The sequence below is a fragment of the Legionella sp. 39-23 genome, from assembly GCF_001897665.1.
GTDB lineage: Bacteria > Pseudomonadota > Gammaproteobacteria > Legionellales > Legionellaceae > Legionella > Legionella steelei.
The window spans coordinates 31623-47994 of sequence record NZ_MKTO01000039.1 but is presented as its reverse complement, the minus strand read 5'-3'; the positions used below and the strand labels follow the sequence as shown (position 1 = coordinate 47994).

Below are 16372 nucleotides of genomic sequence, written 5' to 3'. Positions count from 1 at the left end.
ATTACAAAAATGTTGATATCCCACATGACTACCCCCCATAAGCCAAAGAGTAGAATGTATAAAGCTAAGAAAATGATTAATCCTAACGATTGAAATTTAATAAACAGCAATTTCTCCAGTGCATCGTTATCAGAGATAGTGCCGTATTTTTCTATAAGTGATGAAGGATTGCATTCCGCACAAATTTCAAACCCACCCATAAATAGGTTTAATGTTCCCTTATATATCGGACTATGTGGATCAGCAGGTAAGTCTGCCTTTTGATGGTGTAATCTATGGATGGCAACCCATTCAGCTCTGTTTAGGCCCGTGGCAAACCAGAGCCAAAAACGACTAAAATATCTTATTGCAGGGACAAGCTCAATTGACCGATGTGTTTCGCTTCGATGTAAATAAATACTGAACACAACAATGGTGATATGGTAAATAATAATACAAAATATTACTTTTCCTTCCCAACCTATATTCAATATCCCATGAAGAAGAATTTGATTGTTGAAAATCAGGCCAAAAAGCCAGTAAATAAAAAGAAAAGACACCACTAATAAAACGTCTTTAGATAAAATTCTATGATTTCGAATCATCATTATACCTCTTCTATAAACTCATTCTTATACGTTTACATTGAACAAGTTCTATTTAGCATTTATCTTATTAAAGCGATTTCCGCTCAAAGAGTTCGTTCCACCATTGTTTTTTCTTAACTCCTGTGGAACTCGATTAAGATCATGAACAACTTTAATTTTCTCTAAAAAACATAATAAATAATAAGTAATGTCTATTTGCCACCAACGAAATCCCTGGCTTGTTGACCTTTGATAATAATGATGATTATTGTGCCATCCTTCACCCATGGTAATTAAAGCCAGGAGAAAATTGTTACGACTTTCATCTCCTGTCTCAAATGTTTTTTTGCCCCATACATGGCAAAGTGAATTGATAGAAAAAGTAGCATGGAAAAGAACCGTGGTTGAAATAACCCCCCAAATAACTAACTGCATGCCGGTAGTATGTAATTTAGGATAATAATTTGCTAAAAAACTTCCTGCCAAATAAAGCATGAAAAAAACACCAATAGGTACCACCGTATCAAAACGATTCAACAAGCGTAATTCCGGATATTTTGCAAAATCCTGTATTGCGTTGTAGTCTGTTTTAAAATTGTTTGAATAAAAAATCCAGCCGACATGACTCCACAATAGACCATGTCGAACGGGAGAATGAGGATCTTCTGATTGCTCTGTATATCGATGATGAATACGGTGATGACTTGCCCACCAAAGTGGCCCTCTTTGTAAGGCAGAATTACCCAATGCAGCAAAAACAAATTGCCAAAACCGATTTGTTTTAAAAGTCTTATGTGAAAAATAACGATGATAAAAACCAGTTATAGCAAACATTCTCACGAAATAAAGTAAAAGAGCAGTAAAAACTGCGGTAATACTCCATCCAACCCAGATCACGCCCAAACAAGATAAATGAAATAATATAAAAATAACAAGGCGAGTCCAATGTATCGTGTCTTGTTTTAAATTACGCTCTTTTAATCCAGTATCAAACCATCCATGCATGAGGGACATTAGCGATTTGAATTTCATTTTTTTACCATCACAAATGAAAATGAAATCAGTGAGAGTTTTGATATCTTCGCTGAAAATCAAGCATACACATCAGCTTGTTGCTCGGAACATCATATGAAAATACAACTCATACACCACCATAAACTCAGCGTCCTGTCTGCATTACAGCCAGAATACTATAATTTTTTAAGTGTAGCAGATACTAGAAATTTAGTGGCAAATATTTGTCAATATGACAAAAAATTACCAAAACTTAACTAATTTTTTTATGCTGCATGATTATTTATAAGACAAAAACTAAGGATTGGGCTTGTCTTCTGTTCCAGCAATTACCTCACCAATTGACTTTTCATTGAATACTATATTAAAAAAGCCAACCCCCACTCCCGCAACCCAACGCCAGGTAGTTTCCAGATTTGACGGTGGAGAAATATTATCCAAGCGTTCGATTTCTTCTTGGCTAGGGTGCAATTCACGCAAAGAGTTCACGTAAGTAGCCATTGTTTCGGCGACTTTAGGCGTCATTTCAGTTTGTTCATATAAATAACTGAGAAATCGTTTTGCCATACTTAAGCGTGTGGCATAGAGCTCATCATCTTTTATCTTGATACGCTCTAAATGTAAAATATAATCATCAAGGAGATATCTAGGCCCAGTAACCACATTGATTTTGTTTAAAACCTCAAGCACTTCTTTTTTATCAGTACGGTCTACACTCTTATAAAACTTTGCTTGCATCTCATCTAATCGCTCTTTATAAGTAAACAAATTGAGCTTAGCAAGACGTTCTTGCATTAACTTCTCAACTGTAGCTTGCTTTATTTTTTCTTGTGGGGGCATTTTCATATCCAAGCCAGACGCATGAAAAACCATACAGATAAACAACGCATGGGTAATTGCTTTAAGCGCATAATCTAAATTTCCTTGTAAGGGCCTGGACTCCCCCTCAGATACAGCCTGTAAGATGGCTATTTTTTTTGCGTCTTCGTCTGAATAATCATTATTTAACCATTCAAAAATCAAAAAATTTATGGTGTCCTCTGCCCCCACCAGCGCATATTTCTGGGTAACAAAATCGATCCACTCCAAAAAAAGGAGATATTTTCCCTCGCGCAGAGCTTTAATGTATTCAGAACTTGATGCAAGCATGACGATCCTTGACTGCTTTTTTTGAATATTATCCTATACTTAAAAAACATAAACATGCAAATGGTGCACGCTATGAAAAAGAAGTGGTATGTAACTATTGCAGTATCTCTTTTACCCTTTAATTTAGCTCTCGCAAACTCTTCAAATTGCGATTTAACGCAATTTCGTTGGGAATGTGATTTGCCGGTGCAAGTTACTCCCAAGCCCGGAGCTACTTCACTCGTGTATTGTGGTGACTCTTATGGCTACATCACCAAACAGGAGTATGACATACTCGCTCGCTATCAACGCGCCAATGTGAATATGGTTTTAGATATTAATGGTGAGTACATAGACAGTCCTTGTATCGGCGCCCAAAGATAGTACAATAGCCTACAATTATGTCTCTCTTGTGGGACATATCGTAGTCTGGGTGTGCAGTAGAGCCTGGGCTTTCTGATTTTTTAGCATTCCCAGGGTTCGCAACGCCGCACCCAGGCTACAAGTAGATTAATGAGATGATCATTGAACTCGATGGTATTCCTATAGAAATATCAAGAAAAAAAATTAAAAACATGAACTTACGCATTTATCCACCAGATGGTGCTGTTAAGGTAAGTGTCCCTTTGCGTTTTAGTGAGCAACTTATAAGACAAAGTCTTGCATCTAAAAGTGCATGGATTCATCAACAAAGAGAGCGCATCCGTAGTCGCTCTGTTGCCGAAGAATGTACATTTGCCACCGGAACCACTGTACCATTCCAGGGGAAGAAATACTTATTAATCATTGAAGAGCATCATGGCCCAGCACAAATTAAACTCCATGATGAGCTGATGTACTGTTATACCCAACCGCACAGTTCTCCTGCGCAAATACAAACCATTATTGAGCGCTGGTATAAGCAACAAATGCAAATATTATTACCCAATCTCATTCAGCATTGGGAAACTATTATTGGCGTCAAAGTCGCCGACTGGGGAATAAGAAAAATGAAAACGCGCTGGGGTTCATGCAATACGAAAGCAGCACGTATTTGGTTAAATCTCAACCTCGCAAAAAAAACACCCATTTGTTTGGAGTATGTTCTTGTTCATGAATTGATTCATCTGCTAGAAGCAAGTCATAATAAACGCTTTTATGAACTAATGAGCAAATTCATGCCACAATGGCGTGAATATGAGTATCAACTTGAAGGTCGGATGCTTTGATTGATTCAGAACAACTTATTCATAACCTTTGTACCCAAGGGTTTTATATTATTGACGGCTTTCTTGAGCCAAGCCAATGCCAATCATTGCGTGCCACTGCCCAAGAGTTGTATGAATTAGGACTGTTTCGAGGGGCTAAAATCGGCCTTAAATTGGATTCACATAAAAATGATATCATCCGCGCTGATGAAATTCTTTGGCTGGATGAACATGAGACGAATCCATCGATACAAGTCTTTTTAAAACAAATGCAACATTTAGCACATCTCTTCAATCAGTCACTCTTTTTAGGTCTATATGAATTTGAAACCCATTTTGCAGCATATCAGCCGGGCACTTATTATAAAAAGCACGTAGATCAATTTGCAGCACAAAAGACACGAAAAATTTCATGCGTATATTATTTAAACAAAAACTGGAAGGCTGAATATGGTGGTGAGTTAAAGCTCTACACTACGGATGGTCAATTGATTGAGAATGTTTTGCCCCTCGAGAATCGGTTCATCTGTTTTAATAGTGAATTACCACATGAGGTTTGTGTAACTCATCAACCGCGATACAGTATTACTGGTTGGATGAAAACTCGTTCTCACTTTTTAGTGAACAAGCATGAGTTCTCCAATTCATAAATAGATTAGTAATTAAACAATCGTATCCCTGCTCGCGAAACAACCTGATTATTGTGTATAATGGCATTTTTATTTTCACTTAACCTCTATGCATGCCTTAGACATTAAACAGTTATATAAAACCTATGCGAATGGTGTACAAGCATTAAAGGGTATTGATTTAACTATAAACACAGGCGATTTTTTTGCTTTATTGGGCGCGAACGGCGCGGGAAAATCAACTACCATTGGTTTAATTACTACACTACTTAATAAGACATCCGGCAGTATTAGTATCCATGGATATGATTTAGAAAAAGAACCAGAGAAAGCCAAATCGTGTTTAGGACTTGTGCCCCAAGAAATAAATCTTAATATTTTTGAAACTTGTACACAAACTCTTCTAAATCAAGCGGGTTACTATGGGATTTCAAGAAAAAGTGCGCTGCCACGCGTTGAATCCCTCCTACAGCAGCTAGGCCTGTGGGAGAAAAGAAATTCTATAGCACGCCATTTATCTGGTGGGATGAAACGTCGATTGATGATCGCCAGAGCTTTAGTTCATCAACCTAAGGTATTGATTCTTGATGAGCCTACAGCTGGTGTCGACATAGAAATCCGACACAGTATGTGGGAGTTTCTTACCCGAACTAATGCGGAAGGAACGACCATTATTCTCACGACGCATTATCTGGAAGAAGCAGAACAGCTGTGTAAAAGCATCGCCATCATTGATAAAGGGGAAATTATAAAAAACACGTCCATGAAAGCCTTGCTACAAACACTGCATCATCAAACTTTTATTTTCAACACAGAAAACCGCATCGATACTTTACCCGATTTATACCCCTTTAAACCCTCTCTGGTTGATAGCAATACAATCGAACTCCGGGTAGATAACAATCTGAACTTAAACGATGCATTTGCGCTGCTCACCAAAAATGGAATAAAAATTCATAGCATGCGCAATAAAACCAATCGCTTGGAAGAACTCTTTTTGGATCTGATAAAAAATGGCCATTAAACAACAGATTATCGCACTATATACTTTAGTACGTCGCGAATTAGTGCGTATGTTTCGCATTGCGACTCAAGTTTTTTTACCGCCAGTAATTACAACGACCCTCTATTTTCTCATTTTCGGCAGTTTAATTGGCCCTCGTATCGGCTCAATTCAAGGAGTCAGCTATCCAACGTTCATTGCACCTGGATTGATTATGATGTCTGTCATCGTGAACTCCTATGGCAATGTCTCCTCCTCGCTTTATAGTGTTCGTTTTCAAAAAAGTATTGATGAAATGCTCGTCAGTCCAATGCATAACAGTCTCCTGCTTCTTGGTTACGTTTTAGGAGGCGTGTTTAGAGGGTTAATCGTTGCTGCATTAGTCTATATTATTGCTAGTTTTTTCTTAACTATTGAGTTAGGCCATTTGCCGATGACATTATTGGTTGTATTACTGGTATCCGCAGTGTTTTCTCTGGCAGGTTTTACCAATGCGATGGTTGCCAGAAACTTTGATGATATTATGATTATTCCAACCTTCATACTCACACCACTTACCTATTTAGGGGGAGTATTTTACAGTATCAATATGCTTCCTGAATTCTGGCAAAAGGTATCTTGGCTCAATCCCATTTTATACATGGTTAATGCGCTTAGAAGTGCCATGATTGGTCAAAGTGAGGTTAATACAACTTTAGCGATGGGAATTATCGTATTAATGCTGGCATTACTTACCTTCCTCAATATGATTTTATTAAAAAAAGGGGTAGGGTTTCGCGAATAACCACGTTTAAGACGCGCTGATACTTCATCGATAGTGTGACCTATGTGGCCCGTACTAGCGCAGCATAACGGGAATTTTGTCTTAATCCCGGATTACGACTGTGTCGAATCCGGGCTACACTTCTTAATCTGCATTGTCAAAAACGCTTAGACTGTCCCTGGAATCTGACAAATTATGGAAATATCGGCAATTGTAGCAGCTTGAGCCGCCTGTGTTGCCGTAGTGGTTGAGGTTCCGGTTACTTGAGCTGTAGCCACATAGGATACACTGTCAGCCCCGCCCCCAGCATCATTGGTAACCGTCTTCCCTGCTCCAGTTGTGACTGTTGTTACATCAACAACCGTTTTGACTTCTCCTTCTTTAGGGAATGGAGCGTTATCAATCCGATCTGCAGTAACACGAACACTTGCACCTGGTCGAAGATATTCATTTTTTGCTAAAACCAGACCATCAAGAACCTGAATATAGGTCATTTTAGGAGAGGCGACATAGACACGTACATCCGTTCCCAGTATCGCCAGTGATAAAATTGGCGTTTTAAGCGACTCTTTAATCTTTTCCGGAGTTTTGATTTCTACCTTACCTTTACTCAATTCTGCCTTAATTTGTACAGACTCCTTAGGAGCATAAGCCAGAATTTTATAGTTTGAATTTGAGCCTATATTAACGAGCGCACCATTGGAATATTGAAGGTTCGCTCCAGCATCATCACCAGTAATCACCTCATCACCAGGCTCCAAAGCAGAGCCTCGAGTAAGTGTACGCTCAGCCCCATTATGATGTGCTACCACCTTTTTTTGGGTGGATAAAACAGTAGCGGCAGATTGAGCGAATACCTGACCGGCTAACATAAGTAACCCTGTAACTATTATTTTTTTCATATATATTCCCGTACACTTTTTTCATTAAAAATAATTATGAGCACCTTGCATGTCATTTATGCTGGTGCATATAAACTCCATCCCAATGTTCAGGAGGAGGAGTTTCCATGAATGCTTTAATGCGTTCATGGTACATCTGATATAAATAAACATTAGGAAATTTGGTTTTTAGCGCAGTAAATTTTTTTTCTGCTGACGACCAATTCTGTGCAGAGTACTCATCCAAAGCCCTATGGTATTCTTCCAACTCAGTTAAAACCTCTTCCGAAACCTCACCAACCGCACCCAAAGGTTGGTAGATAATCAAACCGCTTTTTCTTCCTTTCACTGTAATTTTATCAATCACTCTCCAGACAAAGTGGTCTTGTCCTGCACGTGTTCCATCACTCACTAAAATAGTTACCTGATAAAATTTGGTTAAATCTTGCAATCGAGAAGCAAGATTCACTGTATCGCCAATAACAGTATACGCACGTCGAAACTCTGAGCCCATGTCGCCAACATTCATCATTCCTGTTGCTAACCCAATGCCAATATTCACTTTGGGTAAGTCTTTTTCCTGCATTGTTACATTAATTTCCGGTAATTGCTTTGCTATCGTTAATGCACAAACAATAGCATGAGATGCATGCTCTTCATCATGTATAGGTGCTCCCCAAAATGCAACAATCATATCGCCTACATATTTATCAATAGTTCCTCTAAAACTAAAAATGATTTCTGTAATCGGCGTAAAAAAGGTATTCAATAAACGTTTCACTGCGGATGCATCCAAAGTCTCGCTGACTCCGGTGAAATTACGTATGTCACTAAATAGAACCGTCATATTACGTTCTTGCCCTTCCATACTGTATTGATCAGGAGACTCAATGAGCTCTTTTACATAGTCCTCGGGAACGTATTGGCCAAACAACTGATTTATTTTCCTTTTTTGTCTTCTTTCAATAATAAATAAATAAGCATAATTCGTTATGGTGATGAGCACGATTAAGGTGAGCATTAATGCGATAGGAATATATACACTTTTTGCCACAAATAGATATATCGATAAAACTCGAATGGCGATGATACACATTACTGCAAAGATCAACATTCTGGAAACACTCAAGAAGGAGATTAAAAAAGTAAAAACCAATCCAAGCAGTACTAAATACACTCGTCCTGTATTAGTATTCCAATCAAATTCTGATACTAATTGCTGCCCAACAATGCCTTGAACCATATTCCCTACCATCTCCACGCCAGGAAACAATTGTGCAACAGGAGATTGGTGCAGGTCAGCTAAAAGAATGATTGTTGAACCAATAATAGCAATTGCGCCCTGTAATTCGTCCGCATTAATTTTGCCGCGTATAATATCCGTTGCAGAATAATAATTTTGTGCACCAATTTGTCCCCAAAATGGAATCAAAATTTGCCCATGCGAATTGGTAGGGATAAAGACATTCCCCATTTGAATGCCATACAATTGCTGTCCATGAGTTTTCAGTGAAATATGCTGCGCCATCAAATAATTCATGGCCGTTGCAAAGGCTAATGTTGGATATAACTTGTTATCGTAACTGGCTAACATAAGTCCATGTCGTATCGTTCCATCCAGATCGGGAACATTTGTCACGGCCCCTGCTTGGGTTGATGCATTCAAAAATAAGGGTAAACAGCCGTTGTATCCAGAAAATTGATAGAGAGGGAGATGGGCTCTGCATAACTGCTTGCCTTCAGGATTAGTTAGAGGCAAAGGTAACACTCCTTTCCTGATTTGCTTGTCATTATGAAACAAAAAACCTAACACCACATTATGATCCATCAATGCTTGAGCCAAAATACGATCATTATCCACTTTAGGAGCAATTTGCTCGAGTAGATTAGGTAACTGTTTTTGCTCCGGAGACAATTGCAAGATGAGTTTATTCAATTCATTTTTTAGGCCTATCGCGTAATTTACCTCTGCTTCAGCCATCACAATATCTGTTGCAATCGTAACAACTCCGTTTTGCTTTAGTTTATTAATTAAATCAGCCATCTTATCCCTGGGCCAAGGCCAGCGCCCTTCTTGTTGCACTGATTTATCATCAATATCAATAATAACAACTCGAGGAATTGTTTGATGAGGACGCCAATTTAATTGAACAACTTGATCATATGTTCGATAGTCCAATTGAGTAATAAATGAACTGAGAAGAGGAATTTGAATTACATCTGCCAAAAAAATAAGAGACACCCAGAAAAAACCTAAAAGGATTTGTGTCCATTTAGATTTCATTGCTTTCGGTGAAAAGTAATGTTCCTTCTTCACTAGATATCGTCCTTAAATACACTTAGCAACAACTCTGGATTAGCTCCTAGCTAAATTGATATTCTAACGCGGCCAAAGTTTGATAACTCTGGAAAACTCCACCAGCATTATAATATTTTTCTTCAATACGAATGGTTGCATTTTTATAGGTTAATGCGATACCTCCACCTACACGGAAACCACTTTTATCCATATTCAATTGAGGAAGAGAACCATTAATGTCACTTGCAGGATTTACAAGTGGTCGACTATTTGAAAACTGGGCTACCTGAATTAATCCGCCACTAAGAAAAGGCATCACCGTGGGCTTAATATAATAACCTAATTCAATATTTTCCAAAATTAAAGTTGCTTTATTCGTTAGTGGGTCAATCACTTGAAATGTATCAGAAGCTGGGAAAAAATAATTATATCGTCCTGTATCAATTTGGCTGTACAACACGCCAGCATTAGCTCGCATCTGCCACTGTTTCCAGGTTTTTCTATAAATCGCATTAAAGCTGACAAACCAGTTGTCATTATTATTCGTTGCTTGAGCAATTAATGGCGCAGGCTCTGTCGCAATTTCGGTTAAGGTAATAAACTTATTAAATCCATAGCCCGCGGACAAATCAGCATAAATCTCTGGGGTAAAAATTTTAAATAAATGACCAAAAATCGTATTGTTATGTATGGTCTGCTCTGAAGTCGTTACAACGCCTGGATTCAGTAAAAACTGGGAGTTAAGTTCGGTATCAATTCCAAAATAATAAATCCCTGCCATCATTGTCTGGCCTAAGGAAATATGATCTGCTCCTGCAGAATATAGATTTGAGTGTCCACGATATCGGTTAAAATTTGTACCTGAAGTCGAATCAAAATTAAAATCAGTATATCCATAAAGAAATTCTGGCGTTATTTTTCTAAGAAACTCTGAGCTATTTGCATGATTGATTGCGCCATCTTTTGATAAAGCATTTGCACTGAAACTGGATCCACTACATAGCAACAAAACCGATAACATTAAAGACTGAATTTTCATCACATCTAAATTCCTTTTTAGAGAAGGTATTAACTTTGGGGTTATAATCATAAACTTAAAACATAAAGTGACACAAGTACAGAGATATAGAGATATAAAGAGAAAAAAACATTATCTCTTTATTAGAAAAACCGTTATGGCTTACGATTAAATCCTAAAGCGCGTAAACGATCATCAATTGAAGGGTGTGTTCCAAAAGCACTGCTTAAAGACTTCACTGGATCAATGTCGGAAGGATCAAAAAGATAAGATGCCTGCCTTACTTGTTCATGAGGGGTATTACCGTATTCTTGCGTGTAATGTTCCGCATTTTGATTATGATCCGCACTAATTTTGAGTAGCGCCCGCGCTAAAGGCTCATTGTCACGCATTAACTCCACACAGCCAGCATCAGCCATATATTCACGTGTTCGGCTTAAGAATAAAGTTAACAGAACAGTAACTAAAGGCAAGACATAGCGAAGAACGACAATAACCATTAACAAACGGTTATCTTCACGTCTGTCATTTCGTTTAAATAGTGCAGAATAGAACAGAATATCCACTACAATCAAAAGAATATTACTTAAAACCGCCACCATTAATGTTAATTTAATATCATAATGACGGATGTGGCTTAATTCATGAGCCATCACAGCTTGCAATTCTGCCCTGTCTAGCTTTTCCATTAAACCTCGAGTAATTGCGACCATTGCTGATTTTTCGCTGTACCCACTTGCAAAAGCATTCATATAATCTGCTTCGATAATAAAAACTTTGGGCATATACTGCAAACCCGAGGCGACCTTCATTTCCTCTACTACGTTATATAATTGTTGCTCTTGTAAATTCTGGGCTGTTTTGGGGGTAATCTCATGATATTCCGTGCCTAATAACATAATTCGATCGTACAATGCATACGTTATCAATAACGACACCACCGCAAAGCCAATCATAAGAATGGTCGCATAAGGAACAACTTTCAGCTGAATCAAAGCGAGGAAGCATTGCCCAAGTGTAATTTGCGGATAAGTCGCATGCAAAATAAATACATCGGCAACGAGGCCTACAGCAAAATAAATCGCAATAAAGAAAGCAATGACTGCTTGCGTCTTGCGTTTATTTAGCTGTATTTGCTCGCGCCAATTACCGACGCTGCCGTGATACGCATCAAGCCCCATATTCTAAACTCAAAATTTTACGGTATAATCTTCTTTTGCTTGAATTTGCTCTTCAGGAAGTCCCCAATAAACAAAATCTTTATCTAAAGCCGAAGCAAATAAAGATACCACCATAGATTCAAAGAACGATTTCTTTTTGGCATTATAACGCTCGATACCATCGTTATAAGCTTGCTTAGAATACGCTAATTTATTTTCGGTATTGACAATTTCTTCCTGCAATTGCATCACATTTTGACTTGCTTTCAAATCAGGGTATCGTTCAAACACCACATTAAGTCCAGATGCAATCTGAGAAATTTGATTCTCTGCAGCAATACGCGCTTCTTCATTTCCCGCAGCTTTAGCTGCTTGAGCCTGGTTACGTAACGCGACTACATCTTTTAATGTAGTTTGCTCGTAATCCATATATTTTTTTACAGCTTCAATCAACGATTCAAATACTTTAAAACGACGATCCAATTGAATATCGATTTGTTTTTTGTCGTTATTAATCGCTTCAATTAAATGAATTAAGGTATTGTAAATACCAATAGCCCATAAAAATACAAGGACTACTATAATGAGAAGAACAATAAAAAAAGTACCCATTTTTTTTCCTATGCAAAATTTCCTACAATTTAGTTATAGATCGAAAATAGTAAAAAGAACAGTGGGACTGCTTAGGATTTTTTTTGTGAACAGGTTTAAAGGTATAACTGATGAATAAAAGTAATGTTGGATGGTGTATCCATTTTGCAGCTTATTATTTGTGTTGGATAGTCTGTTTCTATTTCGCCGCACAAAATAATGTATATCTTGGGCCAATCATTGGTCTTCTGATCATTGCTGTACAAATCTTCTGGCAATCAATTAATCGATTACCCTATTTAAATGCGCTATTGTTTGCACTTCTTATTGGATTTATTGGTGCGGTTACGGATACGATTTGGTTGCATCAAAATTATATTTATTTTAAAGCAAATCCCTTTAGTTCCTATTTTACAGCACCATGGATGATTTGTATTTGGTTAAGTTTTGGACTAAACCTAATTATTCTTAATGAGAAATTCACTCGTTACTATTTCATTTGGTTTTTACTGATCCTTTTTTTGATGCCTTTTGCTTATAAAATTGGCGCTGCGTGCAATATCGTGGTGATTGAACAAAGTTATCCGTTTTATCTTGCTGTGGGCATTACCTGGGCATTACTCTTACCAATCAGCTTGTATGCATATAATTATTTAATCAAAATTAATCGTGTTGATGTGGGTTCTGTTACAAAACCCACATCATCCCGAGCGTAACGAGGGAGTGCCACTTTTTTTTGCACAGCGCATAAATTGCCCCCAACCTGCGCCTGCTAAATTGTAGCCTGCCCTGCATCTACCAAGTTCATGCGTACGCTCCAAAAATTCCATTATGAAGCCCAATTAATATGCATCTTATCTAGGGTATTTCTACTTCAGCGCAGTGTTACACGCTGGGCTTTCAGTCTAGCCTACGCTTATTTGCTTTTTTGACAACGATTATCTAACACATACAGGGATGACATGAGGTAATAAAAATCATCAGGCATTTAAAATAGGCTTCAAAAATTGTCCTGTATAAGAGTGCTCACATTCAGCAACCTGCTCTGGCGTACCAGTTGCCACAATACGCCCGCCTTTACTGCCACCCTCTGGCCCCAAATCAATAATCCAATCTGCTGTTTTAATCACATCCAAATTATGTTCAATAATCACAATGGTATTGCCTTGTTCTCGTAAACGAAATAATACAGCCAATAACTGTTTGGTATCATGAAAATGTAGTCCCGTTGTTGGCTCATCGAGAATATATAAAGTGCGCCCTGTATCTCGTTTTGACAGTTCGCGAGATAATTTGATTCTCTGCGCCTCTCCACCAGAAAGGGTAGTCGCACTTTGTCCTAATTTGATATAAGACAAACCAACATCCATCAATGTTTGACATTTTCTAGCCAATGCCGGAATCGCCGCAAAAAAATGACTCGCATCTTCAACTGTCATTTCTAAAACTTCGTGAATATTTTTACCTTTGTATTGAATATCAAGAGTTTCTCGATTGTAGCGCTTGCCTTTACATACATCACAGGACACATAAATATCAGGCAAGAAGTGCATTTCAACTTTAATCAGTCCATCACCCTGGCACGCTTCACAACGTCCCCCACGCACATTAAAGCTGAAACGCCCAGGCTGATAACCTCGTGCTCGCGACTCAGGAGTTGCTGCAAATAACTCGCGAATATGAGTAAATATGCCAGTATATGTCGCTGGATTAGAACGCGGAGTCCTCCCAATCGGACTCTGATCAATATCAATCACCTTATCGCATAAATCTAAACCGGCTATCTCTTTAACCGAACCCGGAGTAAATAAGCTTGCTCTATTTAACAGATTTGCGGCACTCGGATATAAAGTGTCATTAATCAAACTTGATTTACCCGACCCCGAAACCCCAGTAATGCAAGTAAGTAACCCTAAAGGAATACTGACATCGACATCACATAAATTGTTGCAAACAACCCCTTTTAAATGAATCATTTTTTCAGGGTTAGCCGCCAAGCGAAGCTCAGGAATAGCGATGGATTGTTTTCCGGATAGGTATTGGCCAGTCAATGATGCAGGCGATTGCATAATTTCTTGGGGTGTCCCGCGAGCAACAATTTGCCCACCATGCACTCCAGCACCAGGGCCAATGTCCAAAACAAAATCCGCACTGCGAATTGCATCTTCATCATGCTCCACCACGATAACCGTATTTCCTAGATTTCTTAAGTGCATCAAGGTTTTTAATAAGCGATCATTATCCCTTTGATGTAACCCAATGGAGGGTTCATCTAAAATATACATTACTCCCACCAATCCTGAACCAATTTGACTGGCTAAACGAATACGTTGGGCTTCCCCACCAGATAACGTTTCAGCGCTGCGCGTTAATGAAAGATAATCCAGACCTACATTAACCAAAAACCCCAGCCGCTCCACAATTTCTTTATTAATTTTTGCTGCAATCTCGCCTTTATAACCTGTCAAACGCAAATTTTTAAAAAACACATAGGCTTTTTCAATCGAATAGGCGGTCACTTCAGGTAAATTTTTATCATCAACAAACACATGCCGTGCTTCTTCACGTAACCTCGCACCCTGGCAACTCTGACATGGACGAGAGGATAAATATTTAGCAAGCTCCTCGCGTATCATTCCGGAATCGGATTCACGATAACGTCTTTGCATGTTTGGAATAATTCCTTCAAACGCATGCCGTTTAACCATATACCCACCATTAGGTCTATGATAATGAAAATCGATCACGTCACGCCCGCCATATAAAACAATTTCCCGTACTTCTGCAGGCAAATCACAAAATGCCGTTTGGGTATCAAAACCATAGTGTTGTGCAAGTGACTCAAGCATTGAGAAATAATAAGTCGTTTTTTTATCCCAACCGCGAATGGCGCCTTCAGCCAAACTGGCTGTTTGGTCATGAACAACACGTTCCGGATCAAAAAACTGATCCACCCCCAGCCCATCGCAGGAGGGACAAGCACCAACTGGATTATTAAATGAAAAAAGCCTGGGTTCTAATTCACTAAGACTGTATCCACATTCAGGGCATGCAAATTTGGAGGAAAAAACCAGCTCAGCAAACTGATTATCCATAGAAGCTACTATTGCGAGGCCCTCTGCCAAATTCAAAGCATTTTCAAATGACTCGCTTAAGCGTTGCGCAATATCAGGCCTGACTTTAAAGCGGTCTACTACGACTTCAATCGTATGCTTTGTACGTAGACCCAGTTTAGGCGGGGAGTCCAACTCATATAACTCTCCATCAATACGAGCACGCACATAACCTTGAGCTTGTAATTGTTGTAAAAGCTGGACCTGCTCTCCTTTACGCTCACGCACAACCGGAGCCAAAATCATGACTTTACTGTCCGTAGGTAAAGCCAATACTTGATCCACCATTTGGCTAATCGTTTGCGCATGCAAATTGACATGATGCGTAGGACAACGAGGCTCCCCCACACGTGCGTAGAGTAGTCGCAAATAATCATAAATTTCAGTAATAGTCCCCACTGTGGAGCGAGGATTATGTGACGTTGCCTTCTGCTCAATAGAAATTGCCGGCGATAAACCTTCTATCGAATCAACATCAGGCTTTTCCATCATTGATAAAAATTGTCGTGCATAAGCAGATAGCGATTCAACATAACGACGCTGCCCCTCCGCATACAACGTATCAAAAGCCAAGGAGGATTTTCCAGAACCGGATAAGCCCGTAATTACAATTAATTGATCGCGCGGTAAATCCAGGTCAAGATTTTTAAGATTGTGGGTTCTTGCACCACGTATGGTGATAGTATGCATAAAAATTCGATAGTTTGGTTTAAGACAGATTAGTTATGGTTCGCTAAATTGCGGCTACAGAACCTATGATTATACGCAAAAAAAATAGAGCGTATAGATCAAACAAGTACTCTTAGGGTCTGTGGACAACTCTGCTAGTGCTCTAAAATCACACCATTTTGGCGCAGTCTTGCAAATTGTCAACAACCCTTAATAATCGCTCAAAGTAATTTTTTATTTTAGCACATTTTTTGCACTGAAAACCAAAATTATTAGATACAGTTCCTAAATTACAGATTATACTTAAACGAAAAATTTAAGTGCTTCTTTTTAAATAAAAAGGATTTTATT

The 16372-nt window shown here is 38.6% G+C and carries 14 protein-coding genes and 1 pseudogene; 6 read left to right on the top strand and 9 right to left on the bottom strand.

The window, feature by feature from the left end; all coding sequences use genetic code 11:
* The 3 genes and pseudogenes from BGO44_RS15260 to BGO44_RS15250 all read right to left on the bottom strand — a co-directional run.
* A pseudogene (locus BGO44_RS15260) lies at positions 1–587 on the bottom strand (acyl-CoA desaturase); the annotation flags it as partial.
* Positions 588–635: 48 nt separating this feature from the next.
* Positions 636–1598, bottom strand: coding sequence for an acyl-CoA desaturase (locus tag BGO44_RS15255; RefSeq protein WP_083503905.1), 963 nt, complete (start codon positions 1596–1598; stop codon positions 636–638).
* Between the two features lie 279 nt (positions 1599–1877).
* Complete coding sequence (locus tag BGO44_RS15250) at positions 1878–2729, bottom strand: helical bundle domain-containing protein (protein WP_286823185.1); 852 nt, start codon at positions 2727–2729, stop codon at positions 1878–1880.
* A gap of 72 nt (positions 2730–2801) precedes the next feature.
* Here BGO44_RS15250 and BGO44_RS15245 point away from each other — a divergent pair, with 72 nt between their 5' ends.
* From BGO44_RS15245 to BGO44_RS15225, 5 genes are all read left to right on the top strand, one after another.
* Positions 2802–3092, top strand: a complete 291-nt coding sequence (locus BGO44_RS15245; protein ID WP_273201188.1) for a hypothetical protein — start codon at positions 2802–2804, stop codon at positions 3090–3092.
* Between the two features lie 134 nt (positions 3093–3226).
* On the top strand, positions 3227–3916 hold the full coding sequence (locus tag BGO44_RS15240) for a M48 family metallopeptidase (RefSeq protein ID WP_273201185.1): 690 nt from the start codon (positions 3227–3229) through the stop codon (positions 3914–3916).
* Positions 3913–4545 (top strand): 2OG-Fe(II) oxygenase, encoded by a 633-nt coding sequence (locus tag BGO44_RS15235; RefSeq protein WP_273201183.1) that lies wholly within the window; start codon positions 3913–3915, stop codon positions 4543–4545. The genes BGO44_RS15240 and BGO44_RS15235 overlap by 4 nt, the downstream gene beginning before the upstream one ends.
* Before the next feature lie 88 nt (positions 4546–4633).
* Entirely contained in the window at positions 4634–5548 is a 915-nt protein-coding gene (locus tag BGO44_RS15230; RefSeq protein ID WP_058509754.1) for an ABC transporter ATP-binding protein, read from the top strand.
* Positions 5538–6311, top strand: coding sequence for an ABC transporter permease (locus tag BGO44_RS15225; RefSeq protein ID WP_058509755.1), 774 nt, complete (start codon positions 5538–5540; stop codon positions 6309–6311). Before BGO44_RS15230 ends, BGO44_RS15225 begins: the two co-directional genes overlap by 11 nt.
* Before the next feature lie 146 nt (positions 6312–6457).
* Here the strand turns inward: BGO44_RS15225 and BGO44_RS15220 are convergent, their stop codons facing one another.
* The 5 genes from BGO44_RS15220 to BGO44_RS15200 form a co-directional block, all read right to left on the bottom strand.
* Positions 6458–7192, bottom strand: a complete 735-nt coding sequence (locus tag BGO44_RS15220; protein WP_273201179.1) for a FecR family protein — start codon at positions 7190–7192, stop codon at positions 6458–6460.
* 52 nt (positions 7193–7244) lie between these two features.
* Entirely contained in the window at positions 7245–9455 is a 2211-nt protein-coding gene (locus tag BGO44_RS15215) for a CHASE2 domain-containing protein (protein ID WP_416338578.1), read from the bottom strand.
* Between the two features lie 79 nt (positions 9456–9534).
* Positions 9535–10509: an autotransporter outer membrane beta-barrel domain-containing protein gene (locus BGO44_RS15210; protein WP_273201200.1), complete on the bottom strand. Its 975-nt coding sequence runs from the start codon at positions 10507–10509 to the stop codon at positions 9535–9537.
* A 134-nt stretch (positions 10510–10643) separates the two neighbouring features.
* Positions 10644–11669 (bottom strand): zinc metalloprotease HtpX, encoded by a 1026-nt coding sequence (gene htpX, locus BGO44_RS15205; RefSeq protein WP_273201174.1) that lies wholly within the window; start codon positions 11667–11669, stop codon positions 10644–10646.
* Positions 11670–11678: 9 nt separating this feature from the next.
* Positions 11679–12260 carry a LemA family protein gene (locus BGO44_RS15200; protein ID WP_058509760.1) on the bottom strand — a complete coding sequence of 194 codons (582 nt, stop codon included), beginning with the start codon at positions 12258–12260 and terminating at the stop codon, positions 11679–11681.
* Between the two features lie 110 nt (positions 12261–12370).
* On the opposite strand from BGO44_RS15200, the gene BGO44_RS15195 reads away from it, so the two are divergent.
* On the top strand, positions 12371–12955 hold the full coding sequence (locus BGO44_RS15195; protein ID WP_273201170.1) for a DUF2878 domain-containing protein: 585 nt from the start codon (positions 12371–12373) through the stop codon (positions 12953–12955).
* 264 nt (positions 12956–13219) lie between these two features.
* Here BGO44_RS15195 and uvrA read toward each other — a convergent pair whose 3' ends face one another.
* Entirely contained in the window at positions 13220–16042 is a 2823-nt protein-coding gene (uvrA, locus tag BGO44_RS15190; RefSeq protein ID WP_273201168.1) for an excinuclease ABC subunit UvrA, read from the bottom strand.
* Between the last annotated feature and the right edge of the window lie 330 nt (positions 16043–16372).